General features: G+C 72.3%; 16 protein-coding genes. 4 read left to right on the top strand and 12 right to left on the bottom strand.

Going from position 1 to position 24,679, the window contains the following annotated elements; translation table 11 throughout:
• Nucleotides 1-43: 43 nt before the first annotated feature.
• The 5 genes from K3769_RS36180 to K3769_RS36200 all read right to left on the bottom strand — a co-directional run bounded on the left by K3769_RS36180 (nt 44) and on the right by K3769_RS36200 (nt 8,005).
• On the bottom strand, nt 44-1,552 hold the full coding sequence (locus K3769_RS36180) for an MFS transporter (RefSeq protein ID WP_267030444.1): 1,509 nt from the start codon (nt 1,550-1,552) through the stop codon (nt 44-46).
• A gap of 185 nt (nt 1,553-1,737) precedes the next feature.
• A complete protein-coding gene (locus tag K3769_RS36185; RefSeq protein ID WP_267030445.1) occupies nt 1,738-4,563 on the bottom strand; it encodes an NHLP bacteriocin export ABC transporter permease/ATPase subunit in 2,826 nt (941 codons plus the stop codon).
• A 1-nt stretch (nt 4,564) separates the two neighbouring features.
• Nucleotides 4,565-6,781 carry an NHLP family bacteriocin export ABC transporter peptidase/permease/ATPase subunit gene (locus tag K3769_RS36190; RefSeq protein ID WP_267031693.1) on the bottom strand — a complete coding sequence of 739 codons (2,217 nt, stop codon included), beginning with the start codon at nt 6,779-6,781 and terminating at the stop codon, nt 4,565-4,567.
• Between the two features lie 59 nt (nt 6,782-6,840).
• Nucleotides 6,841-7,647 (bottom strand): HlyD family efflux transporter periplasmic adaptor subunit, encoded by an 807-nt coding sequence (locus K3769_RS36195; protein ID WP_267030446.1) that lies wholly within the window; start codon nt 7,645-7,647, stop codon nt 6,841-6,843.
• A gap of 142 nt (nt 7,648-7,789) precedes the next feature.
• A complete protein-coding gene (locus K3769_RS36200) occupies nt 7,790-8,005 on the bottom strand; it encodes a type A2 lantipeptide (RefSeq protein ID WP_267030447.1) in 216 nt (71 codons plus the stop codon).
• A 650-nt stretch (nt 8,006-8,655) separates the two neighbouring features.
• Between K3769_RS36200 and K3769_RS36205 the strand changes: the two genes are divergently transcribed.
• Entirely contained in the window at nt 8,656-10,047 is a 1,392-nt protein-coding gene (locus K3769_RS36205) for a S1 family peptidase (RefSeq protein WP_267031694.1), read from the top strand.
• A 103-nt stretch (nt 10,048-10,150) separates the two neighbouring features.
• Here the strand turns inward: K3769_RS36205 and K3769_RS36210 are convergent, their stop codons facing one another.
• Nucleotides 10,151-12,313, bottom strand: coding sequence for a SpoIIE family protein phosphatase (locus tag K3769_RS36210; protein ID WP_267030448.1), 2,163 nt, complete (start codon nt 12,311-12,313; stop codon nt 10,151-10,153).
• A 288-nt stretch (nt 12,314-12,601) separates the two neighbouring features.
• Here K3769_RS36210 and K3769_RS36215 point away from each other — a divergent pair, with 288 nt between their 5' ends.
• Both K3769_RS36215 and K3769_RS36220 read left to right on the top strand, forming a co-directional pair.
• Nucleotides 12,602-15,070 (top strand): SpoIIE family protein phosphatase, encoded by a 2,469-nt coding sequence (locus tag K3769_RS36215; protein WP_267030449.1) that lies wholly within the window; start codon nt 12,602-12,604, stop codon nt 15,068-15,070.
• A gap of 43 nt (nt 15,071-15,113) precedes the next feature.
• Nucleotides 15,114-15,617 carry a metallophosphoesterase family protein gene (locus K3769_RS36220; RefSeq protein WP_267030450.1) on the top strand — a complete coding sequence of 168 codons (504 nt, stop codon included), beginning with the start codon at nt 15,114-15,116 and terminating at the stop codon, nt 15,615-15,617.
• Between the two features lie 3 nt (nt 15,618-15,620).
• Here the strand turns inward: K3769_RS36220 and K3769_RS36225 are convergent, their stop codons facing one another.
• Genes K3769_RS36225 through K3769_RS36250 form a run of 6 tightly spaced genes read right to left on the bottom strand, consistent with a single transcriptional unit; the run spans nt 15,621 to nt 22,553 of the window.
• Nucleotides 15,621-16,724 carry an XdhC family protein gene (locus tag K3769_RS36225; RefSeq protein ID WP_267030451.1) on the bottom strand — a complete coding sequence of 368 codons (1,104 nt, stop codon included), beginning with the start codon at nt 16,722-16,724 and terminating at the stop codon, nt 15,621-15,623.
• Entirely contained in the window at nt 16,717-17,874 is a 1,158-nt protein-coding gene (locus K3769_RS36230; protein ID WP_267030452.1) for a vWA domain-containing protein, read from the bottom strand. Before K3769_RS36230 ends, K3769_RS36225 begins: the two co-directional genes overlap by 8 nt.
• Nucleotides 17,871-18,818, bottom strand: a complete 948-nt coding sequence (locus tag K3769_RS36235) for an AAA family ATPase (RefSeq protein ID WP_435369368.1) — start codon at nt 18,816-18,818, stop codon at nt 17,871-17,873. Before K3769_RS36235 ends, K3769_RS36230 begins: the two co-directional genes overlap by 4 nt.
• Nucleotides 18,815-19,675: an FAD binding domain-containing protein gene (locus K3769_RS36240; protein WP_267030453.1), complete on the bottom strand. Its 861-nt coding sequence runs from the start codon at nt 19,673-19,675 to the stop codon at nt 18,815-18,817. Before K3769_RS36240 ends, K3769_RS36235 begins: the two co-directional genes overlap by 4 nt.
• Nucleotides 19,672-22,068 carry a xanthine dehydrogenase family protein molybdopterin-binding subunit gene (locus K3769_RS36245; RefSeq protein ID WP_267030454.1) on the bottom strand — a complete coding sequence of 799 codons (2,397 nt, stop codon included), beginning with the start codon at nt 22,066-22,068 and terminating at the stop codon, nt 19,672-19,674. Before K3769_RS36245 ends, K3769_RS36240 begins: the two co-directional genes overlap by 4 nt.
• Nucleotides 22,065-22,553, bottom strand: a complete 489-nt coding sequence (locus K3769_RS36250; RefSeq protein WP_267030455.1) for a (2Fe-2S)-binding protein — start codon at nt 22,551-22,553, stop codon at nt 22,065-22,067. The genes K3769_RS36245 and K3769_RS36250 overlap by 4 nt, the downstream gene beginning before the upstream one ends.
• 214 nt (nt 22,554-22,767) lie before the next feature.
• Here K3769_RS36250 and K3769_RS36255 point away from each other — a divergent pair, with 214 nt between their 5' ends.
• Nucleotides 22,768-24,630, top strand: a complete 1,863-nt coding sequence (locus K3769_RS36255; RefSeq protein ID WP_267030456.1) for a glycoside hydrolase family 5 protein — start codon at nt 22,768-22,770, stop codon at nt 24,628-24,630.
• Nucleotides 24,631-24,679 lie beyond the last annotated feature (49 nt).

The raw sequence follows: 24,679 nt of genomic DNA on the forward strand, positions 1-24,679 counted from the left end.
CCTGAAGACGGCGGCCCCTCGGCCTCGCGGCGACGCGAACGCGTCACATGTGAACGACCGGCGCGGCGTCAGGATCCTGCTCGGCAACTCCGGGACGGAACAGCAGGAACGTCACCAGCGCGCCCGCCGCGAAGAACCCCGCCGACCACCAGAACGCGGTGGTGTAGCTCTCGATCGAGGACTGCGCCCGCACCAGCGGATCGCTCGCGTTCTTGCCGACCAGGAAGCTGGTCGCGGCACTCGCGGCAAGGGTGTTCAGCAGCGCGGTGCCGATGGAACCGCCCACCTGCTGCATGGTGTTGACCGTGGCCGAGGCCACCCCCGCGTCCTCCGCGGCGACCCCGCTCGTGGCCAGCGCCATCGCGGGCGGCATCACGATGCCGAGCCCGGCGCCCATCACCAGCAGCGGCGGCAGCACGGCCGTCGAGAAGGCGGAGTCGACGTCGATGGCGGTCAGCCAGACCATCGCGACGGTGGCGAGCGCGAACCCGGCCGGGATGACGGTCTTCGGCCCGATGCGCGGCACCAGGATCGTCGTGGACACCTGGGCCATGACCATCAGCGCGGCCATCATCGGCAGGAAGGCCACACCGGTCTTCGTCGGGCTGAAGCCCAGGTTCAGCTGCAGGTAGTAGGTGAGGAAGAGGAAGACACCGAACATGCCCGCACCGGTCACCAGGACGGCGATGAACGAGGCCGCGCGGGTACGGTCCAGCAGGACGCGCATCGGCAGCAGCGGGTGCGCGGCACGGGTCTGCCACCAGCCGAACACCGCCAGGAGAATGCCGCCCGCCACCAGGAAGCCCCAGGTCAGGGCGGAGCCCCAGTCGTGCGTCTCGGCGTTGGAGAAGCCGTACACCACGGAGAAGAGACCGGCGGAGACCAGCAGCGCGCCCGGCAGGTCCAGCTTGGAGTTCGCGGCGTCACGGTGGTTGTTCAGCAGGATCCAGCCGCCCACGAAGGCCGCGACGGCGAAGACGACGTTGACGTACAGCGTCCAGCGCCAGTCCAGCGCGTCGGTCAGCACACCGCCGAGCAGCAGTCCGAGCGCGCCACCCGCGCCGGCGATCGCGCCGTACACGCTGAACGCCTTGGCGCGTTCCTTGGCGTCGGTGAAGGTCGTGTTCAGCAGGGAGAGCGCGGCGGGTGCGAGCAGGGCGCCGAAGACACCCTGGAGGGCGCGCGCGACGACCAGCATCCCGAAGCTGTTGGCCGCGCCGCCGAGCACGGAGGCTCCGGCGAAGCCCGCGACACCGATGAGGAAGGCGGGCTTGCGCCCGAAGAGGTCGGCGATCCGGCCGCCCAGCAGCAGCAGGGAGGCGAAGGCCAGCGCGTACGCCGTGACGATCCACTGGCGGTTGCCGTCGGTGAAGCCGAGGTCGGCCTGGGCCGACGGCAGCGCGATGTTCACGATGGTGGCGTCCAGCACCACCATCAGCTGCGCGATGCCGATGATCGCGAGGATCCACCACCGGTTGGCGGGGCGCGCCGCGCCGGGTGCGTCCGGGGCGCCCTTGCGGGCGTCCTCGGAGAGGGTCTGGGTCTTGGACATGGGAGCCACTCCAGGGAAAGTTCACTCGGAACGGGAGTACGGGATACGCGGTGCACGTAAACGAAACTGTTTCGTACGCTTCGAGGCTAGACCACTTTCATCGAAACGACAAAGTTTCGCTAGCGAGACGGACGTCACACGCGCCGCGGTCAACCCTGAGAGCCGGTCGGGGCTCCGGACGCCCCCTACTGCATCTGCCGCCGCACCAGCTCGTGCAGCCGGCCGCCCGTGTCCGCGAGCAGCTGGGCGGGCGTGCCCTGCTGGGCGATCCGGCCGTCCTCCATCACGATGACGCGGTCCGCGTCCATCACGGTGGACAGCCGGTGCGCGATCACCACCCGGGTCGCGTTGAGCGCGCGGGTGCTCTCGATGACCGTGCGCTGGGTCTCGTTGTCGAGCGCGCTGGTCGCCTCGTCGAAGAAGAGGATGCGCGGACGCCGGATCAGCGCCTGGGCGATCATCAGCCGCTGGCGCTGGCCGCCGGAGACCGCGCCGCTGCCCGAGACGATCGTGTGCAGCCCCATCGGCATCCGCCTGATGTCGTCGGCGAGCCCCGCCATCTCCGCGGCGGCCATCGCCTCCTCGGGCGTGTAAGGCTCCGTACCGCAGATGACGTCCAGGATCGAGCCGGTGAACGGCTGCGCGTGCTGGAGCACGACACCGCACTGACGGCGGACGGCGGACTGGTCGAGCGCGGCCAGGTCCTGGCCGTCGTACAGCACACTGCCCCCGACCGGCTTGTCGAAGCCGATGAGCAGCCGCAGCAGCGTCGACTTGCCGCAGCCGCTCGGGCCGACGACCGCCACGAACTCGCCGGGCCGGATCGCGAAGGACAGGTCGTCGAGTACGAGCGGCCCGTCGTCGGTGTACCGGAACGACAGCTTCTTCGCCTCGATGGCGCCGGACAGCTCGGCGGGCCGTGTGCTCGCCACCCGGACCTCCGGCTCCGCGTCCAGGACCGGCTTGATCTCCTCGAACATCGGCAGCGCGGCCACCATCGACACGAAGGAACCCGTCAGCTGGGTGACCGAGGTCAGCAGCATGGTCATCGAGGTGTTGAAGGTCAGGAACGCGGCGGCGGACAGCGTGCCGCGCGCCGGTCCCGCCAGCAACATGAACATGATGAGCGAGCAGAGCGGCAGATACACCGAGCCCAGCACGGTCGTCAGGTTCTTGATCCGGCCCACCCGCTGCTGGAGTTCACGGCTGCGGGCGAACTCGCCCGCCCAGGCCGCGTACGCGTAGTTCTCCGCCGCCGCGACCCGCAGCTTCGGCAGTCCGCGCAGGGTCTGGAAGGCCTGGTTGTTGAGCTTGTTGCTCAGCACGATCAGCCGGCGCTGCCAGCGCACCTGCCACAGGCCGAGCCCGAGGAACACCCCGGCGATCACCACGAGCATCCCGATCGCGGCGAGCGCCATCGGGACGCTGAACCAGAACAGCAGCGCGAGGTTCATCGCGCCGACCGTCACCGACTGGACCACCACGGGGCCCAGGCCCGCCATCATGCGGCGGATGGCGCTGATGCCCATGGCGGCACTGGCCAGTTCACCGGTGGAGCGCGAGGTGAAGAACGTCGTCGGCAGCCGCAGCAGCCTGTCCCACACGGCCGGCTGGAGCGTGGCCTCGATCCGGCCCTCAAGGCGCAGCATGGTGAGGTTCTGCATCAGCAGGAACGCCGCCGACACCACACCGGCGATCATGATCGCCAGACAGATCTGGACGATCAGGCTCTCCTGGGCCTTCGGCACGAACTCGCCGAGGACCTGACCGGTCGCCACCGGCACCAGCGCGCCGAGCGCCACCGTCACCAGACCGCTGAGCGCCAGATTGCGCATGTCCCCACTCGTGCCCCGGAGGCTGAACCGCAGCAGCCGCAGCGGAGTCAGCCCGCGGTCGGGCAGCGGCCGGTAGAACATCACCGCACGCGGCTCGAACTCCGCCGCGTTCGCCTTCTCCACCGGTGTCTCCCGGCCGCTCGACGGATGCACCGCCACATAGCCGCCGCGCCGCCACAGCAGCGCGGTCGGCGCACCCGAGGCGACCCGGTGCCCGACCAGGGGTCCGACGTCGTCGCGCCACCAGCGCCCGTCGAGACGGACCGCACGCGCCCGGACCCGGGAGGCGAGCGCGATCCGCTCCACCGGGTCGAGACGATCGCTCTCCGCGCCGCCCTTCGCGGGATCGGCGAGGGTGATCCCGGCCGCGCGGGCGACGAGCCCGCACGCCGCGTACGTGGCATCGGCGTCACCCGCGCCGGGACCCCGGCCCGAGCGTTTGGATATGGAGGCGAGCAGCGTGCGGTCGGCCTGTGCGCGGACCGCCTCGCCCGCCTTGATGCCCGCGGCCGTCCGGGTCTCGTGGGTGCGCTCCAGCTGCTCGATCCAGCGGTCGAGCGTGGCCAGCAGCCGGTACTGCTGGTCGACCATCGTCTGCCACATCGCCGGGTCGACCAGCAGGTCCGCCGCGGCCTCGGCGCCGTACAGGGAGCCGTACTGCACACTGCCCGGCGCCACCTGCGTCCACAGGACGTCGTCGTCGGTCGGGGCCGCGTCCTGCTCGGTGGCGAGCGGCGCCGCGAAAAGGATGGCGAGGCCCCGGCCGACACCGAGGGAGAGGGCGTACTCCAGGGGGCTGGTCGACGGGGGTACGTACTGGGGGGTGCCGTACGCGTCGTAGGTCCAGCTCTCGGTCTGCGGCGGCCGGTGCAGCTCGCGCAGCTCGATACGGCGCAGGACGCACGCGCGCAGCGGCCGGCCGACGAGCGTGTGCTGGGGTCCGGCGACCGGGCCGAGCAGCAGCGAGCCCGCTTCGAGCCGGCCGAGGTGGTGCCAGTGGCCCTGCTCGGCCGCGTCCACGGCGAAGAGGTCCATGGCCCCCGCCGCCACGAGCCACAGCACGTGCGGTCCTTCGAGGTCCAGGCGGTTCAGGCCCGACCCGTCGACCGGAACGCCCATGCCCCCGAGCGCGGCCAGCACGTAATCGCCCTCGGCCCCGAGCTGCTGATGGGTCATCTCATCGCTCCCTGACCAGCTCGGCGTACGCGCCGCCGGCCGCCACCAGGGCGTCGTGACGCCCGCGTTCCACCACCGTGCCGTGCTGGAGCACCACGATCTCGTCGCTGTCGCGCACGGTGCTCAGCCGGTGCGCGATGACCACACAGGCGCAGCCGCGCCGGCGCAGGTTGTCCATCACGAGCTGCTCGGTCTCCGCGTCCAGCGCGCTCGTCACCTCGTCGAGCACCAGGATGCTGGGCCTGCGGACCAGCGCCCGCGCGATCTCCAGGCGTTGGCGCTGCCCGCCGGAGAAGTTGCGGCCGTCCTGCTCGACCCGGCTCTGGATGCCGCCCGGACGGCGCATGACCACGTCGTACAGCGCCGCGTCCCGCAGCGCTTCGGCCACCGCCTCGTCCGGGACCGACGGGTCCCACAGGGCGATGTTGTCGCGGACCGTGCCCTCGAAGAGGAACACGTCCTGGTCGACGAAGGAGACGGAGGACGCGAGCGCGCCGCGCGGGATGTCCTCCAGCCACTGCCCGTCGATCCGGATCACGCCCTCCCACGGCGTGTACAGGCCCGAGATCAGCCTGGACACCGTCGACTTGCCGCTGCCCGAGCCGCCCACCAGGGCCACCTGCCGGCCCGGACCGACCGTCAGCGAGAACCCGGACAGCAGCGGCTTGTCGAGCGGGCTGTAACCGAAAGTGATGTTCTCCAGCTCCACATGGCCCCGCAGCCTGCGGGTGCTGTCGTGCGCGCCGCGCCGCGAGTACAGCGGGTCGGCGGCGAAGTTCTCCACGTCCTTCAGCCGGGCCACGTCGGCCGCGAAGTCCTGGATGCGGCCCGCCACCCCGTTGAGGCGGGTGATCGGTGCGGTGAAGCGGGTCACCAGTGCCTGGAACGCGACGAGCAGTCCGACGGAGATGTGCCCCTCCACCGCCCGCATCCCGCCGATCCACAGGATCAGCGCGCTGTTGAGGGTCGCGAGCGTCGGCGCCACGACCCCCAGCCAGGCGGTCGGCACGCCGAGGCGCTGCTGCTCCTCCAGCGTGGTGGCGTGCTGCCCCGCCCACTTGCGGAAGTAGCCGTCCTCGCCGCCGGTCGCCTTCATCGTCTCGATCAACTGCAGCCCGGTGTAAGCCGTGTTGGTCAGCCGCGCGTTGTCGGCCCGCAGCTTCGCCGTGCGCGTCGCCCGCAGCCGGATCACGACCCGCATCGCCACCACGTTGAGCAGGGCCACGCCGACGCCCACCGCCGTGAGCTGCGGATCGTAGGTGTAGAGCAGTACGGCGTACAGGACCACGACGACCGCGTCCACGCCCGCCGCCGCGAGGTCGCGGGCCAGTGTCTCGGCCACGGCGTCGTTGGACTGGAGGCGCTGCACGAGGTCGGCGGGGCTGCGCTGGGAGAAGAACGTGACCGGCAGCCGCAGCAGATGCCGCAGGAACCTGGCGCTGCTGAGCGTCGAGGAGATCAGCCGGCCGCGCAGCAGGTTCGCCTGCTGCAGCCAGGTCAGCACCACCGTCAGCAGCACACTCGCGCCCATCGACGCGAACAGCACCCCGAGCAGCGAGGTCTGCCCGCCGATCAGGAACATGTCGATGTACGTACGGCTGAGCGCGGGTACGGCGGCGCCGACCGCCACCAGCAGCAGACTGGCCAGCACCGCCGCGGGCATCGTGCCCGAGGTGCCGCGCAGCCGGGCGGGCATGGCGCCCATGACGCCGGGTCTGCGACCGCCCTTCTCGAAGTCGGGACCCGGTTCCAGGACGAGCACGACGCCCGTGAAACTGGTGTCGAAGTCCTCCATGGAGATGAAACGGCGGCCCTTGGCGGGGTCGTTGATGTGCACCCCGCGCCGGCCCAGACGGCGCCCGATCCCGTCGAAGACGACGTAGTGGTTGAACTCCCAGAACAGGATCGCCGGCGCCTGCACCTCGGCGAGCGCCGCCGTGTCCATCTGCATGCCCTTGGCCGTCAGGCCGTAACCGCGGGCCGCCTTCAGCAGGTTGCTGGCGCGCGAGCCGTCGCGCGAGACACCGCAGGCGATCCGCAGTTCCTCCAGCGGGATGTGCCGTCCGTGGTGGGCGAGGACCATCGCGAGGGAGGCGGCGCCGCACTCCACGGCCTCCATCTGCAGGACGGTGGGCGTACGGACGGGTCGGCCCCGGCCCTTGGGGACCTTGCGCCTCGGTGGCGCCGAGCGGCGCCGGCCCCGTACGGGCGGCGGCAGTTCGCCGGCGGTGGCGCTGTCGGTGGTGTGCGTGGCGGACGAGGTGTCCTGGGGGGCGGTCACGGCAGCAGCCAATCGATCGGGCGCTGGTCGTCCAGGCGGATCGAGCCGGAGGCCATGGTCATGGAGTCGAGCCGGAACGGCGGACCCTCGGCCGACGACCACCGGTAGCCGGACTTCGTGCCGGACGAGGTGTCGAGCCGGACGAGGACGGCCACCGGCCTGCCCTTCTCGGTGAACTGCTCGCCCAGTTGGCTGTCGCCGAGGAAGGCGGCGATCTGCTGCGGTGACTGGGCGGCCCGGTCCACCGACTTCACATGGCCGCGCAGCACCCCGTACTCCTGGGTCGGCACGGACTGGACGGTCAGGTCGACGGCGGCGTTCGCGGGGATCGTCGCGGCGTTCTCGGCGGGCACGTACACCGTCGCGTACAGGGGGTCGTCGGAGTCGGCGACCTTCTCCACCGCGGCGACGTTCGTGCCGGTGGAGATGATCGCGCCGATCGTCGCGGCGAGTCCGGAGACCCGGCCGGCGGCGACACCGCGCACCACCGTCTCCCCCTTGGCCGTACGCACCTTGAGGACGGGGGCGTTCGCCTTGATCCGGCGGCCCTGCTCGGTGAGGACCGCGGTGACCTGCCCGGAGACGGGACTTTGCAGAAGGTAACTGCCCTGCCCGTGCGTGAGGATGGCGGGCGCGCTCACCGTGGACGCCACGGAGCCCGTCACGGCCCAGACCGACGCGGCGGCCATGACGACGACCGTCACACACAGCACGAGCCAGCCCTGGGGGCGGGCGAAGCGCACCGGCAGGTCCAGCTCCTCCGGCGACTGCAGTTTGGCGAGGGCCTGTTGGCGGAACTGCACGGAATTCTCACCTGCGCGTGACTGATGGCGCGTCCCTGGGACGAACCGAGCCAGAAAACAAAAGAAAGGGGCAGCACCCGTGAGTCCCGGAACCGGGGAATGGTTCCGGGACTCACGGCACGCTAAGCGATCACAGAAGTGATCAGAGACCGGCGACCAGGCCGGTGACCGGGGCGGTGTTCAGGCCGGTCACACCCTCGACGGTGCCCACGACGGTGTCGACCACGCCGGAGACCGGGGCGATGCCGTCCACGGCACCGGTGACGGTGCTGAGGGCGTTCAGCGCGAGGCCACCCGAGACGTTGTCGAGGTCGGCGTCGGAGATCTCGGCGGTCTGGACCTGGGGGGTGGAGTTCATGATGAACTTCCCTTCCTATTGGTATTCACAAGGGGGGAGCGGCCCCCTCTGGGGACAGATGGTCGGCCGCGACCGCGAGCGCCCGGATCCCGAGAACGAAATCCGAGGAACGGCCCCCGCGGTGCAATGGATCAAAGCACGGTGCCGTGTCCCGCATCCAATCAACGGGCATCGGAAAACGGCTATTCGGGAGCCCGATCGGTTCAACCGTGCAGTTCCGCGCACCGCGTGGTGGCGACTTCTTCACATGGCCCCGGGGGTCATCCACATCTCCGCAACACACGGCGAAACCTGAATCGGGCACACCTCGCCAATGAGGCAGCGCGCGACGAGCCGGTGTGCGGATCCGTCGTGGGCCGTGACTCCGCTGCGTATTCGATGTGCAGATTTGCTGAAGCCGACATTCCGCTGCGGCCGACGCCCTCTCTGTCACCGACCGGTCGCCGCGTGTGACCGCTCCGGGTCCGCATGCGTGGGCCCCCGCCACCGCGGCCCGTTCCTCCGGCGGGGCCGATTCGCGCTTTCGCAAAGGAAGTTGAGCGGGACCGTTGAACGCCACCGGTGTCGCTTGCGTATCAACAGCCATCCAGGCGCCCGCAGTCAGCCGTCATCCGGCGGCTCGGACCCCCCGTCCCCAGGAGGTCATGAAGTTGAGTCACAAGCGGATACCGAAGCGCAAGGCCGTCATCGCCGCAGGAGGCGTGGTCGCGCTCGGCGCGGCAGCCCTCGTCCTGCCCAACGCGATGGCGTCCCAGACCGATGCGACGGAAGGTGCCGCGCCCAGAACGCTGAAGGCCGCGGACGCGTCTGACCTCGCTTCTCAGCTGTCCGAACTGCTCGGTGAGGACTACGCCGGCGGATATTACGACTCCGGCAAGCAGCAGCTGATCATCAACGTCGTGGGCGACAACAACAACATCGTCCTGGCGGAGAAGAAGGGTGCGGTGGTCCGTCAGGTCGAGAACAGCACCGCCGAACTCAAGACGGCGTCGCGGACACTGAAGGCCGACGCGACCATCCCCGGCACCTCCTGGGCCGTCGACCCCCGGACGAACAAGATCCAGGTCACCGCCGACCGCACCGTCACAGGTGCGAAGTGGGACCAGCTGGAGTCGACCGTCCAGACGCTCGGCGCGGGCGTGGCGACCATCAAGAAGTCCGCCGGTGAGTTCAAGACGTTCGTCGAGGGCGGCGACGCCATCTTCGGCGGTGGCGCGCGCTGCTCGCTCGGCTTCAACGTCGTCGCCGACGACGGCAGCCCCGCCTTCCTGACCGCGGGTCACTGCGGTGTCGCCGCCGCCGAGTGGTCGGACGCGCAGGACGGCGCGCCGATCGGCACGGTCGAGACGGCCACCTTCCCCGGTGACGGCGACTTCGCCCTCGTCAAGTACGACGACCCCGCGACCGAGGCCCCGAGCACGGTGAACACCGGCGAGCAGACCGTGGAGATCCTGGCCGCCGCGGATGCCACGGTCGGTGAGACGGTCATCCGCATGGGCAGCACCACCGGTCTCAACGACGGCCAGGTCACAGGCCTCGACGCCACCGTGAACTACCCGGAGGGCACGGTCACCGGCCTCATCCAGACCGACGTCTGTGCCGAGCCCGGTGACAGCGGCGGCTCGCTGTTCACCGCGGAGGGCAGCGCGATCGGCCTGACCTCGGGCGGCAGCGGCGACTGCACCGTCGGCGGCGAGACCTTCTTCCAGCCGGTGACCACCGCGTTGACGGCGGTGGGCGCGACGCTCGGCGCGGGCGACGCGGGTGCCGGCGCGGGCGACGAGGCAGGAGCCGGCGAGGAAGCGGGCGCCGGTGAAGAGGCAGGAGCCGGAGCCGGCGAGGAGGCCGGCGCCGGTGAAGAGGCGGGCGCCGGTCAGGAAGCCGGTGCCGGTGAAGAGGCCGGGGCCGGTGAGGAAGCCGGTGCCGGTGGTGACGCGGTCGGCGGCGAGGCCGTCGGTGGCGAGGAGCAGGCCGGTGACGCCGGTGACGCCGGTGACCAGGCAGGCGACGCGGCGGGCGACGGTTCGGGGCACAACAGGTGACCTGACCGCGCGTCAGCGGTGTTGCCGTTCGGAGCGGCCCGGTCCTCCGGCGGGAGGACCGGGCCGCTCCGTGTGTCCTCGGCCGGCCGCGCGGTACGCGCGGTCAGGGGGCGGGCGTCGCCCGGAGCAGGAGCAGGGCCACGTCGTCCAGCCGCTGGTCCGCCGTGCCGCTGTGGTGGACGAGACGGTCGGCCACCTCGTCCAGCGGGCGGTCCCCGATCTCCGCGAGGAGCTCCGCGAGCCCCGCCAGCGCGTCCTCGATGTCGACGCCGCGGGATTCGATCAGCCCGTCGGTGTAGAGGGCGAGCAGCGAGCCGGGCGGCAGCGCCACGTCGGTCGTCGGGTAGCCGGCGTCCGCGTCGATGCCCAGCAGCGGACCGCCCGCCAGGTCGAGCACCCGCACCTTGCCGTCCGGCCGCCTCAGCAGGGGTGGCGGATGCCCCGCGCGGGCCATCACCAGGTGACCGTGCGCCGGGTCCAGACGCAGATAGACGCAGCTCGCGAAGAGCTCGGTGCCCAGGTCGATCAGCAGCCGGTTGGTGCTGCTCATGACCTCACCCGGCGACTGGCCGACGGTCGTGTAGGCCCGTACGGCGGTACGGATCTGTCCCATCAGGCCCGCCGCCGTGACGTTGTGCCCCTGCACGTCCCCGATCACCGCGGCGGCCTCCGCCGTGGCCTGCGCGCCGGTCGGGACCAGGTCGTAGAAGTCACCGCCGATCTCCATGCCCTGGGTGGCGGGCAGATAGCGGGCCGCCGCCTCGATGCCGGGCAGCGACGGCAGCGAGTGGGGCAGCAGTGCGGCCTGCAGCCCGTGCGCCAGCTTGTTCTTGGCGTCGTAGAGGCGGGCCCGGTCGAGCGCCTGCGCGATGAGCCCGCTGATGCTGGTCAGCACGGCACGCTCGTCGGCCGGGAAGGGATGGGGCGCCGCGTACGCGAGGACGCAGGTGCCGACCGGCCGTCCGGACGCGATGAGCGGCAGATACGCCCAGGCGGCCATGTCACCGGCCGGCCGCTGCTCCGGATACACCCGCGCCAGCTCATCCGTGGAGGCGAAGAAGGCAGGCTCACCGCTCACCAGGGCGTGCGTGCCGGGCGAGGGATCGCTGAGCTGCATCCCGTCGAACCGTTCCAGCTCCCGCGGGTCCGGATAGCCGCGCTGTCCCAGCACATGCAGCCGGCCCGCCTCCGAGCCGAGCATCACCAGGCCCTGGCTGCCGACGGCGGGTGCGATCTCGTCGGCGACCAGTTGCACCACGTCCTGCACACCCACCGCCTGGGTGAGGGCCCCGGCCAGGCTCAGCACCTGCGAGATCGAGACGAGGCGGGTACCGGTCTCCCCGTGCCGGAAGGCCGCCGGACCCTCCCGCGCCACGGCCCGGGCCCGGGTGATGCGCACGCTCAGCCCGTTCGTACTCGGGTAGAAGCGGAACGACAGCCAGTCCGACGGCGGACGCAGCGCCACGAACGACGTCATCTGCTGGCTGATCAGCGCGGCCCGGTAGCGGTCCTCGTAGACCGGGTCGTTCAGCCAGGGCACCGACGCCCACAACTGGGTGCCCAGCAGAGCGCTGACCGGCAGCCCCAGCAGCTCGGCCGACGCGGCGTTGGCGAAGGTGATCCGCCCCTGCAGATCCAGCGCGCACAGCCCGTACGGCAGACGCGCCACCATCCGCGACGCCTCGACCGTGCCGAGCGTGCCCGCCACGCTCGCGATGGGCGCGGGGGAGAGGAGATCGGGCTCGGGGCGGATCGGCCGGCCCGTCTCGTGGGCGCGCTCCAGCCGCATCGCGAGCCGGTCGCAGGCGGCCGTCAGATGGTCCCTCTCCCAGTCCGACAGCTCCGGGGGATGACCGCCCGGCCAGGTCACGAAGAGCGCCCCGTACGTGGCCCGGTCGGTCGCCACCGGCAGTGCGGCCAGCGCGAACGGATACGGCAGGACCACCGAGATCCGCGGATAGCGCCGGGCCATCTCCTGCTCGCCGCTCACCCACACGAGCCGCCGGTGGCGCGCGGCCTCCGCCACCGGGATCGGCGCACTCAGGCCCAGCCGCTCCCAGGGAGCCGCGAACGCCCTGGGCAGCCCGGCCATCACCGCCATCTCCAGCACCGGCTCGCCCGGGGCCAGCAGATACACCGCGCCCGAGTGCGCGTGCACGTCGTCCAGGAGCGCCGCCAGCGTCAGGGAGAGCAGCGGTCGGCCGACCGGAGCCGGGGCGGGCCGGGACGAATGCCCGGACGTCTGCCCGTGGGACACCCCGACCACCTCCCTCGGCCACACGGAGGAACCCAGAGGTCAAGGCTGCCCCGTGGGAGCGGTTCCCGCACGGCGAGGATGCCCGGGTGCGCCCCCGCGCCCGCGCCGGGCGCCCCCCTCGTTCCGCGCGCCGTCCTACGCAGCGTGACCCCTGACGGCGGTATCCCCGCCGGGCCCCGGAAACTCTCCGTGACGCCGCCGCAAGGCCCGCGTAAGGGGGCCCCGCGCCTCCGGGCGGCGGGCCGGCCCACTTCGTGACGTGCACAGGGGCTGCGCCCGCGTCCGGAAAGCGCTGTAATGACGGACGTGGTCAGTGAGGGCGGTGCGGAACGCAGCACGAGAACGCTGCGTGCCGAACTTGCCCTCAAGGCGCTGCGCACGGACCTCGGCTCGCCCGAACGGCTGCGGAGCGTGCTCGAACAGGCACTCGTCTACGCCGGCGCGACCCTCACCCTGGTGTACGCGCCGGGGGACCGCGGTGACCAGCTGTGCCTGATCGAGTCCGCGGGCGTCCCCCGGGCCCTGTACGGCGTACGCGACAGTTATCCGCTCTCGGGCGTCTCACCCGCCGCCGACGCCTACCGGGCCGGGCAGCCCCGCTGGCTCGGCCCCGCGGAACTCGCGCGGCTCCCCGGCGCCCGGCCCACCCCGGCCGGGGACCACTGGCTGGCGGCCCTGCCCCTGCCCCCCGACCCGCGGGGCGGCGGCTGCCTGGTCGCCGTGAGCGAGCGTCCGGGCGGCTTCGACACCGAGGACCGCAAGTGCCTGGAGCTGTTCGCCGAGGCGGTCTCCTTCCCGCCCCCGTCCGGCACCGGCGAGTCCGAGCCGCTGCCGAGCAGCTCGTTCAGCCTGGCCATGGACTCCGGCCGGGTCGAGGTCGACGACGAGATGCTGCGGCTGTTCGGACTCGCGCCCGACGAGTTCGACGGCAAGGTCGAGACGCTGCTGAGCATGACCGTGCCGGAGGATCTGCCCACCCTGATGTCCGTGGTGGAGGCCGACCACATGTCCATCGGCGAGCGGGAGCTGGAGTTCCGTATCCTCCAGCCCTCCGGCGACCAGCGGTGGCTGAGGCTGCGCGCCCGGCTGCTGCCCGCCGCCGACGGACGCCCGGCCCGGCTGGTGGGCACCGTCGCCGACGCCTCGAAACTGCGGTCCGGCGGCAACGAGGTGGCCCGCGTCCAGCGCCTCGCCGCCGCCCTCGCCACCGCGGGCACTGTCCGCGACGTCGGCCAGGCGGTCGTCACCGCCCTGCGCCGCCCTCTGAACGCCGACCGCATCGCCCTGGCCGAACTGGAGGGCGACCGCCTCGTCGTCACCGTCCTGGATCCACCGGAGCCTGAGTCCTGGCCCGAGGTGTGGCGCACCGAGTGGCGCTCGGAGTGGCCCGACGCCCCCGTGCGCACCATGCCGACCCTGGAGGCCGCCCTGCGCGAGGGCCGCGCGGCGATCTGGCCCGCCGGGACCCCGTTGGAGGCCGCGCTCGCCGACGTCGGCCCCGGCGGCCTGGCCGTACTGCCCCTGCCGGCCGGCGGCCGGATGGCGGGCGCCTGCCTCATCGGCTGGGACACCCCGCACGACTTCGGCCCCGACGAACGCGCCCTGCTCACCGCCTCCGCAGGCCTCGCCGGCCAGGCCCTGATGCGCGCCCACGCCTTCGACGCCGAACACGAACTCGTCGGCATGCTCCAGCGCACCCTCCTGCCGCGCAGACTGCCGCCGCTGCCCGGCGCCGAGGCCGTCGCCCGCTATCTGCCCACCACGGCGGGCCTGGAGGTCGGCGGCGACTGGTACGACGTCATCCCGCTGCCCGACAACCACGTCGCCCTCGTCATCGGCGACGTCCAGGGACACAACGCCCAGGCCGCCACCCTGATGGGCCAGATGCGCACCGCCCTGCGCGCGTACGCCGTCGAGGGCCACCCACCGGACGTGGTCGTCTCGCACGCCAACCGGCTCCTCACGGGCATGGAGACCGACCTCTTCGCCACCTGCTGCTACGTCGACGTGGACATGGCGGAGGGCACCGCCTGGTGCGTACGGGCCGGACATCTGCCGCCGGTCCTGCGGCACCCGGACGGCACCACGGACATCGTCGTCACGGAGGGCGGGCCGCCGCTCGGGGTCATCACCCAGGCCGACTTCCCGATGAGCCCGCTGCCGCTGCGGCCCGGCACCGTGGTGGCCCTCACCACCGACGGCCTGGTCGAGTCCTCCGAACTGGAGATGGACGACGGCCTGCGCCGGCTCGCCGGCCAACTGGGCGCCGCCGACCCCGCACACCTCGGACTCGTCGCGGACGCCCTCCTCGCGGACGCCAACCGGGGCGACGACGTGGCCCTGCTCCTCATGCGCTACGACGGCCTGGACCTGAGGCCGCTGCGCGAGAGCTGGACGGTGTGGCGCGTCCCCGAGGCGGTCCGCCACGCCCGCCGCTTCACCCGGCGCGCCCTGCGGGCCTGGGGGGTCGGGGACGAGCCCGACGCCATCCTCCTGATCGTCTCCGAACTCGTCACCAACGCCCTCGTGCACACCGACGGCCAGGTCCGCCTCGACCTCACCCTCATCAACGACCGCATGCGCGTCGCCGTCGCAGACTCCTCACCGCGGTCGCCCGTCAAGCCCACGAGCATCGGCTGGGAGGCCACCGGAGGCCGCGGCATACTGCTGGTCGAGGCCCTCTCCGCCACCTGGGGGACCGTCCCGGTCAGCGGCGGCAAACAGGTCTGGGCCGAACTCCCCCTGATCGGGCCCATCGGGGACTGAACGGAGAGGCCGGGCGGCGAGCCGGGCAAGGAGACTGATTCCCATGCGCCTCCTCCTCATGTCCGACACCCACCTCCCCAAGCGCGCCAAGGAACTCCCCGAGCCACTCCTGGCCGAACTCCCGCGCGCCGACGTCGTGATCCATGCCGGCGACTGGGTGGACACCGCGACCCTCGACCTCCTCGAAAGCCGCACGCGCCGGTTCATCGGCGTGTACGGGAACAACGACGGCCCCGCCCTCAGGGCCCGCCTCCCCGAGATCGCCCGCGCGGAACTCGACGGCCTGCGCCTCGGGGTGGTCCACGAGACCGGCGCAGCCCAGGGCCGCGAACGCCGCTGCGCGGAGCGCTTCCCCGACCTCGACGTCCTGGTCTTCGGCCACAGCCACATCCCCTGGGACACCACGGCCGCCACCGGACTGCGCCTGCTCAACCCGGGCTCGCCCACCGACCGCAGACGCCAGCCGCACTGTACGTACATGACCGCGACCGTGAAGGACGGCGGTCTGGACGAGGTCAGCCTGCACCGCCTGCCGCCGCGCGGCTGACCTTCACTGCCGCCGCGGGTGGATCTCCCCGTGCGTCGCCGCCAGCGGCGCGCCGCTGCCGCCCCAGCGCAGCGCGACGATCTCCGCGGCGACGGACACGGCCACCTCCTCGGGCGTACGCGCCCCGAGGTCCAGGCCGACCGGCGAGCGCAGCCGGGCCAGTTCGGCCCCGTCGAGCCCGCCGTCGCGCAGCCGTTTCATCCGGTCGTCGTGCGTGCGCCGGCTGCCCATCGCCCCGATGTACGCGGCCGGGCGGCGCAGCGCCTCCTCCAGGAGCGGCACATCGAACTTGGGATCGTGGGTGAGGACGCAGATCACCGTGCGCTCGTCGGTGTCCGTTTGCCGCAGAAAGCGGTGCGGCCACTCGACGACGACCTCGACGCCCGGCGGGAAGCGCTTCGGGGTGGCGAAGACGGGCCGCGCGTCGCACACGGTGACCCGGTAGCCCAGAAAGTCCCCGATGCGGGCCACCGCCGCCGCGTAGTCGATCGCCCCGAAGACCAGCATGCGCGGCGGGGGAGCGAAGGAGTGCAGGAAGACCGTCACCGCGTCCTCGCGCCGCTCGCCGTGCGGGCCGTAGTGCCGGCGGCCGGTGGCTCCCAGGGCCAGTTCGCCCCGCGCGTCGGCGGTCACCGCCACGTCCAGGCCACTCGTGCCGAGCGTGCCGGACACCTCGTCCGCCCAGACGGCGAGGGTCGCGCCGCGCCGGGCCGGGCCGTCGAGCACCGTCGCCACGGTCACCGGGCGGCCCGCGGCCACCGACTCCGCAACCGCCCCGAAGGACGGGTCGAGGGCGGCCGTCACGGGCCGTACGAGGAGGGTGATCTCCCCGCCGCAGGTCAGCCCGACGGCGAACGCGTCCGCGTCGCTGTACCCGAAGGTCTCGAGCCGGACCTCGCCCGCCCCGACGACCTCCCGCGCCAGCTCGTACACCGCGCCCTCGACACAGCCGCCGGACACACTGCCCACGACCTCGTCACCGGGGCCGACGGCCATGGAGGCGCCCGGGTCCCGGGGCGCGCTGCGGCTGACGGCGACGACGGTGGCGAGCCCGAACGGGGAGCCCTCCGCGTACCACCGGCCCAGTGCCGGGAGGATCTCACGCATGGTCCGCTCCTCTCACCACCGCGGCCAGACGTTCCAGCGCGGCCAGACTGTGGCCCTCGACGAACGCGTCCACGCTCGGCAGTGCCGCCGCCATACCGGCGGCCACGGGCGCGTATCCGGGACGGGCCTTGCGCGGATTGGCCCAGATCACCCGGTGCGCGAGCCGGTGCAAGCGTCGCATCTGGGCGGCGAGCGGTTCCGGATCGCCACGCTCCCAGCCGTCCGACAGCACGACGACCACCGCGCCGCGTGCCATCCCGCGCTGCCCCCACCGGTCGAGGAAGTCCCGCAGCAGCTCGCCGAGCCGGGTGCCGCCACGCCAGTCGGGTACGGCCGCCGCGACCGCGGCCAGCGCGGTGCCGGGGTCGCGGTGCGCCAGCTCACGGGTGACCCGCGTCAGCCGCGTACCGATCGTGAACACCTCCGTGGGCGCCCGGCCGCCGTGCGCCGCGGCGTGTGCGAACCGCAGCAGCGCGTCCGCGTACGCCGCCATGGAACCGCTCACGTCCACCAGCAGCACCAGCCGCCGCGGCCGGGCGGCCCGCGCCCTGCGCAGCGGTGGCGCGGGCTCACCGCCCCGCCGCAGCATCTCCCGCACGGTACGGCGGGGATCGACGGCCCCGCGCCGGGCCGGCCGCAGCCGCGCGGTACGCCGAAGCTCCCCACGCGGTGCGAACGCGGCGAGCAGCCGCCGCAGTTGACCCCGTTCCGCCTCGGTGAGCCCCGCGAAGTCCCGGTGCCGCAACACCTCGGCCGAGCTCGCGAGAACCGCCGCGGGTACGCCGTCCCGCTCGCCCTCACCGCCGCCGCGGGGGACGGGTCCGGCCTCCCGCACGGTCACCCTCAGCCGTGTGGCGGGAGCGGCGCGCACCGCCCTGCCCCCGGTGCCCGCGCCCCCGAAGTAGGCCGCGAACACCCGGTCGTACCGCTCCAGGTCGTCCCGGCTCCCGCACAGGGTGAGCCGCCCCGACCAGTACACGTCGGACCGCACCCCGGGCCGCAGCGCAGCGAGCGCACCGATCAGCGCCTGTACGCGGTCGGGGCCGGCGTCGATCCCGGCGGCCCGCAGGGCACGGGCGAAGCCGACGAGCACGGCGGACGCGTCGACAGCTCCTCGCGCACCGGTCTCCCGCGCCCTGTCCCGGCTCACGTCCCGCGCACCGCCAGCAGCGCCGTCAGGTCGAGCCCGCGGGCCCGCTCCAGGTCCTCCCGGTACTTCAACACAGAGCCCAGCGTGGCCACCGCCAGCTCCGCGTCGGCCTCCGTGGCGCCCAGCGCGGCCATCGCCTCCGCCCAGTCGATGGTCTCCGCGACCCCCGGCGGCTTGACCAGCTCCTGCGCCCGCAACGCCTGTACCAGCGTCGTCACCTGCTCGGCGAGCCGCGCCGACGCGGCCGGCACCCGCCGCCGCACGATGGCGAGCTCGCGGGCGAAGCCGGGGTGGTCGAACCAGTGGTAGAGGCAGCGCCGCTTCAGCGCGTCGTGCACCTCGCGGGTCCGGTTGGAGGTGAGCACCACGACCGGCGGCGACTGCGCGCGCAGTGTGCCCAGTTCGGGGATCGTCACCGTGTACTCGGACAGCAGCTCCAGAAGGAAGGCCTCGAACTCGTCGTCGGCACGGTCGATCTCGTCGACGAGCAGCACGCACGACCGGGTCTCCAGCGCTCGCAGCAGCGGCCGGGCGATCAGGAAGCGGCGCCCGTACAGTTCGCCCTCCAGCCGGTCCGCGTCGGTGATCCCGGCCGCCTCGGCCGCCCGCAGATGCAGCAACTGGCGCGGGAAGTCCCAGTCGTACAGCGCCTGGGAGGCGTCGATGCCCTCGTAGCACTGGAGGCGGATCAGCGGAGCGCCGAGCGCGGTGGCGAGGGCCGACGCGAGCGCGGTCTTGCCCACGCCCGCGTCGCCCTCGCAGAAGACCGGCCGCCGCAGTCTGAGTGCCAGGAAACAGGCGACCGCCAGTCCGTCGTCGACGAGATACCCGCTCTCTTCGAGCCGGGCCCGCACGTCGTCGGGCCCGGCCGGCCACACGGATCCCGCGCCGCCTCCGCCCGCGACCCGGCCCTCCTCCTGCTCCTGGCGTGCGATCGGCCTCACCCCATCCCCGCGGCGGCCAGCACCGAACGCCGCGTGAGCACCCGTGCCAGATGCTCCCGGTACTCGGCGGAGGCCGCCGGGTCGGCGGCCGGCCGGGTCCCCTCGGCCGCCGACTGCGCGGCCCGTGCCACCCCGTCGGGACCCGCACCCGCCAGCGCCTCCTCGGCGGCCGAGGCCCGCAGGGGAGTGGGCCCCATGTTGGTGAGGCCGATCCGGGCCTGCGCGATGTGTCCGTCCTCGCGCCGCACGAGTGCCGCCACGCCGACCATGGCCCAGGCCTGCGCCACCCGGCTGAACTTCTCGTAGTGGAAGCCCCAGCCGTCGGACTCGCCGGTCTTCGGGACCCGCACCTCCACCAGCAGCTCGTCCGGCCGCAGGGCGCTCTGCAGGAAGTCGACGAAGAACTCCCGGGCGGGGATGCTCCGCCGGCCGCCCGGACCCGCCGCGACCAGTTCCGCGTCCAGCGCGAGCGCCACCGCGGGCAGGTCGCCGCCGGGATCGGCGTGGGCGAGCGAGCCGCCGAGGGTGCCCCGATGGCGGATGGCCGGGTCGGCGACCGTGGCCGCCGCGGCGGCGAGCAGGCCCGCGTAACGGCGGACCAGCGGGTCGGCGATGACGTCGTGGTGGGTGGTCAGCGCGCCGATGACCAGCGCGTCGCCCTCTTCGCGGACCCCGCGCAGCCCGGGGATCCGGCCCACGTCGACGACCAGTTCGGGGAAGGCGAGCCGCAGCCGCAGCAACGGCAGCAGACTCTGTCCGCCGGCCAGCACCTTCGCGTCCTCACCCGTCCCGGCGAGCGTACGGACGGCGTCGTCGACGCTCGTGGGGCGTACGTACTCGAATGCCGGAGGAATCATGACCTCTCAGCTCCTTCCCACCCGGACCGGTCCGACTGCGCGGACCGCAGGGCCTCCCAGACACGCCCCGGTGAGCACGGCATGCGTACGTCGTGGACGCCCAGGGGCCGCAGCGCGTCCACGATCGCGTTGACGACGGCGGGCGTGGAGGCGATCGTCCCCGCCTCCCCGACTCCCTTGACCCCGAGCGGATTCGAGGTGGCGGGCGTCTCCGTGCGGTCGGTCGTGAACTCGGGCAGGTCCGGTGCGCCGGGCACCAGGTAGTCGGCCATGGTGCCCGACACGAGGTTGCCCTCGTCGTCGTAGACGGCCTCCTCGTAGAGCGCCTGCCCGATGCCCTGGGCCAGTCCGCCGTGCACCTGGCCCTCGACGATCACCGGATTGACCACCTTGCCGACGTCGTCCACGCAGACGTACGAGCGGATCGCGGTCCGGCCGGTCTCCGTGTCGACCTCGACCGCGCACAGGTGGGTGCCGTGCGGGTAGGAGAAGTTCTCCGGGTCGAGGAGATGCTCGGCGTTGATGGTCGGTTCCATGCCGTCGGGCAGGTCGTGCGAGGAGAACGTCTCGAAGGCGACCTCCTGGATCGTCCTGCGCTCCTCGGGCGACCCCTTCACCGAGAACACGCCGTCGGTGAAGTCGAGGTCGCGCTCGTCGGCCTCCAGCAGGTGGGCGGCGACCTTCCGTGCCTTCTCGACCACCTTCTCCGCCGCGTGATGGACCGCCGCACCTCCCACGACCAGCGACCGCGACCCGTAGGTGTCCATGCCCTGCGGCGCCGACCTGGTGTCGCCGTGCACGACCTGCACGTCCTCGAAGGGCACCCCGAGCACGTCGGCGGCGATCTGGCTCCAGCAGGTCTCGTGCCCCTGTCCGTGCGGGCTGGTCCCGGTGACCACCTCGACCTTGCCGGTGGGCAGCATCCGGATGCTCGCCGCCTCCCAGCCGCCGGCCCCGTACCGCAGATCCCGCAGCACCCGGCTCGGCGCGAGCCCGCACATCTCGGTGTACGTGGACACCCCGATGCCGAGCCGGACCGAGTCACCGCTCTCGTTGCGCTTGGCCTGCTCGGCCCGCAGTTCGTCGTACCCGAAGAGGGCGAGCGCCTTGTCGGTGGCGGCCTCGTAGTTGCCGCTGTCGTAGGTCAGCCCGGCGATCGACGTGTACGGGAACTCCTCGTGCCCGATCCAGTTCCGGCGCCGCAACTCCACCGGATCGAGGCCCACTTCGACGGCCAGCTCGTCCATGATCCGTTCGATGGCGTACGTGGCCTCCGGGCGCCCGGCACCCCGGTACGCGTCCGTGGGCGTCCGGGTCGTGAACACACCGGTGCAGGTGAACTGGTAGGCGTCCATCTTGTAGATCGCCGGATACATGAAGGCGCCGAGGATCGGGATGCCCGGCGTGACGAGCATCAGATAGGCGCCCATGTCGGCGAGCAGGTCGACCTTGAGGCCGAGCAGTTTGCCCTCGCCGGTCGCGGCGACCTCGATGTCCTGGATCTGGCCGCGCCCGTGGTGGGTGGCGAGGTAGCCCTCGGAGCGCGACTCGGTCCACTTGACGGGCCGGCCCAGCCGCCGGGCGAGGTCGAGGGCGATCACCTCCTCCCCGTACACCTGCAGTTTCGAGCCGAAGCCGCCGCCGACGTCGGGGGCGACCACGCGCAGTTTGTGCTCGGGGATGCCGGTGACCATGGCGAGCATCACGCGCAGGACGTGCGGGATCTGGGTCGCCGAATACACGGTGTACTCGCCGGACGCGGCGAGCGGGGTGACGACGACCGAGCGCGGTTCCATGGCGTTGGGGATGAGCCGCTGCTGGTGGTAGCGGCGGTGCAGGACGACGTCCGCGCGTTCCCTGACCGTCTGGTAGCTCTCACCCGTGGCCAGCGGCCACACATAGCAGCGGTTGGTCCCCTTGTCCGCGTGGACCAGTGAGGCGTCGTCCGCGAGCGCGGCTTCCAGGTCGAGCACCGGGGGCAGCGGTTCGTAGTCGACCTCGATCGCTTCCAGCGCGTCAGCGGCCGTGTACCGGTCGCGGGCCACGACGACCGCCACCGGATCGCCCGCGTACCTGACCTCGTCGACCGCCACGGCCGGATGGCCGGGCAGGACGATGTCCTCCGTCACCGGCCACGCGCACGGCAGCGAGGCAAGGTCCTCGGCGAGGTCGCGGCCGGTGAACGCGGCGACCACACCGGGCCGTTCGAGGGCGGGTGCGACATCGATCCGCTCGATGCGGGCGTGTGCCATCGGGCTGCGCAGGACCGCCAGGTGCAGCAGCCCGGTGACCCCGATGTTGTCGGTCCAGTTGGTCTGTCCGGTGACGAGCCGCGCGTCCTCCTTGCGGGGGCGGGACCGCCCGACCTCGCGCTCGCCGGTCCGCTCGCTCACGGGGCCACCTCCCGGGCCGGGGGCTCGGTGGCGTCGGCGGCGTCGAGGACCGCGCGGACGATGTTCTGGTAGCCGGTGCAGCGGCAGAGGTTGCCCTCCAGCGCGTGGCGTACCTCGTCGGCGCTCGGCGCCGGGTTCTCCCTGAGGAGGTCGCGCGCGGCCATGATCATGCCGGGGGTGCAGTAGCCGCACTGCAGGGCGTGCCGCCGGTGGAACGCCTTCTGGAGGGGATGCCACTCGCCGTTCACCGCGAGTCCCTGGACGGTGGTCACCTCGCTCCCGTCGGCCTGGACCGCGAGCACCGAGCAGCTCTTCGCGGTCATGCCGTCGAGGTCGACCGTGCAGGCCCCGCAGTTGGAGGTGTCGCAGCCGACGGGGGTGCCGGTGAGGCCCAGCCGGTCGCGCAGGTAGTGGACCAGCAGAAGACGGGGTTCGACCTCGTCCTCGTACTTCGTGCCGTCCACCGTCACCGAGATTCGGGTCATGTGCCCTCCCAGGGAACCGTGCGAGGGGTGTGGGACATCAGCGTGTGGGACATCAGCCACCGGACGTGATGGACGTCACTCTAGAACCGGGTCCGGGGAGGGGCGAGTGCCCGGACAGGCTTTGTTGAGCGTTAATCCGTTGCTTGCGAAAGCTGACTTACTCTCAAGTCAGGAGGCTTGACGGGCGGAAGAGGCGCACGGGACTGTTGTGTACATGTCGAAGTTGCGTGTGCATCTGCTCGGCGTCCTCGTCCTCCTGACCGGTCTCCTGTCGACCACGGGAGCCCAGTCCGCCACCGCCCTCCCCGACGACCTGTGGTTCGACCCGGCCGCCGCCGCGACCCTCACGGTCCAGAACGGCCGCTTCACCGACGGGCTCGGCCGCGAGGTCGTGCTGCGCGGCTACAACGTCTCCGGCGAGACGAAGCTCGCGGAGAACCGCGGCCTTCCGTTCGCCTCGGTCGCCGACGCCAGGAAGTCGGCGACCGCGCTGCGCGCCCTCGGCGGCGGCAACTCGGTGCGCTTCCTGCTCTCCTGGGCGTACGCCGAACCGGTGCGCGGCCAGGTCGACACCGCCTACCTGGCCGCCGCCACCGACCAGATGCGGGCCTTCCTGGACGCCGGGATCCGGATCTACCCCGACTTCCACCAGGACCTCTACTCGCGCCACCTCTTCGACCCCGACAGCTGGTACACGGGCGACGGCGCCCCCAAGTGGGCCGTCGACGCGGGGGACTACCCCGACGAGTACTGCGGCATCTGCCCCTTCTGGGGCCAGAACATCACCTCGAACGCGGCCGTCACCAAGGCGTCGTACGACTTCTGGCACAACGCGTTCGGCCTCCAGGACGCCTTCCTCAGCACCGCGCAGACCACCATGGCGTACGTCGAACAGCACCTGACCGACGCCCAGTTCGCGGGGGTCGTCGGCTTCGACCCGTACAACGAACCGCACGCCGGTGTCTACGACTCGGGTCAGACGAGCCGGGCCTGGGAGAAGGACGTGCTCTGGCCGTTCTATGTGCAGTTCCGGGCGCGGATGGACGCGGCCGGCTGGCAGGACAAGCCGGCCTTCGTCGAGCCGAACCTCTTCTGGAACGCCAACATCGACTTCCAGAAGCAGGAGGGCGGCCTCCTCGACGCGGGCACGCTCGGCCCGCGCTATGTCTTCAACACCCACTTCTACGACCAGAAGGCGATCTCGGGCGTCTTCATGTGGGGCAAGGCGGAGAACGGACAGTACGCCGGCGACTTCGGCACCGTGCGCGACCGGGCCACCGCCACCGGCACGACGGCCGTCGTCAGCGAGTTCGGCCACCCCCTCTCCGGCACCGTCTCCGACAAGGCGCCGACCGTCCTCAAGGCCATGTACCAGGCCCTCGACTCCCGCGTGAAGGGCGGCAGTTGGTGGACCAGCCCCACCCGGTCGGGTCCCGTCCTGTCCGGCTCGCAGTGGCAGTGGGACATCTACAACGGCCGTCACCGCGAGCTGATGAACGGCAACCCCGACAAGGTGCTCACCACCGGTGACGCCTGGAACGACGAGGACCTCTCCGCCGTACGCCTCGACGACTCCGGGACGGCCGTGCTGCGCCAGGACGCCCGGCTCCTCGACCGGATCTACCCGAGCGCGACGGCGGGGAAGACGGTCGCCTTCACCTACGAGGACCGGTCGCGGGACGGCTCCACCACCCTCACCTGGAACCCGGTCCCCGGTTCCCTGCCGCGCGTGGCGGAACTGGTCGGCTCCGGCCAGTACGCGCTCCAGGTGTGGCGCTCGGACGGCAGCGCCGAACCCACCGAACTGCACCTCCCCGCCTCCTTCCCGACCGCCTCCACCACGGTCGTCTCGGACCTCGGGGTGACGGCCTCGCCGCCCGCCTACACCAGGACCACCCCGATCGCCGCCGCGCGCGAACCGGGCGGCACGGGCAGCCGCCGCCTCCTGCTGACCGCCGCGGACTCGGGCGTCCTGCACTACGCCCTGGTCACCAACGGCGCTAGCACCCCGTCCACGACGCTGCTGAACGCCGCACGGGCCGAGCTCGCGAACTGGGCGGCGACCACGGCGGGCTGACGGCGGCGACGCGGGGGCAGGGGTAGGCGCAGGACGGCGGAGTTCCACT

Origin of the sequence: Streptomyces ortus (assembly GCF_026341275.1) — a bacterium.
Classification (GTDB): Bacteria; Actinomycetota; Actinomycetes; order Streptomycetales; family Streptomycetaceae; genus Streptomyces; species Streptomyces ortus.

Coding starts and splice junctions, on each gene's coding strand:
- K3769_RS36180 (WP_267030444.1), bottom strand. CDS start 1,552: ATGTCCAAGACCCAGACCCTCTCCGAGGACGCCCGCAAGGGCGCCCCG.
- K3769_RS36185 (WP_267030445.1), bottom strand. CDS start 4,563: ATGACCCATCAGCAGCTCGGGGCCGAGGGCGATTACGTGCTGGCCGCG.
- K3769_RS36200 (WP_267030447.1), bottom strand. CDS start 8,005: ATGAACTCCACCCCCCAGGTCCAGACCGCCGAGATCTCCGACGCCGAC.
- K3769_RS36215 (WP_267030449.1), top strand. CDS start 12,602: ATGACGGACGTGGTCAGTGAGGGCGGTGCGGAACGCAGCACGAGAACG.
- K3769_RS36220 (WP_267030450.1), top strand. CDS start 15,114: ATGCGCCTCCTCCTCATGTCCGACACCCACCTCCCCAAGCGCGCCAAG.
- K3769_RS36225 (WP_267030451.1), bottom strand. CDS start 16,724: ATGCGTGAGATCCTCCCGGCACTGGGCCGGTGGTACGCGGAGGGCTCC.
- K3769_RS36240 (WP_267030453.1), bottom strand. CDS start 19,675: ATGATTCCTCCGGCATTCGAGTACGTACGCCCCACGAGCGTCGACGAC.
- K3769_RS36250 (WP_267030455.1), bottom strand. CDS start 22,553: ATGACCCGAATCTCGGTGACGGTGGACGGCACGAAGTACGAGGACGAG.
- K3769_RS36255 (WP_267030456.1), top strand. CDS start 22,768: ATGTCGAAGTTGCGTGTGCATCTGCTCGGCGTCCTCGTCCTCCTGACC.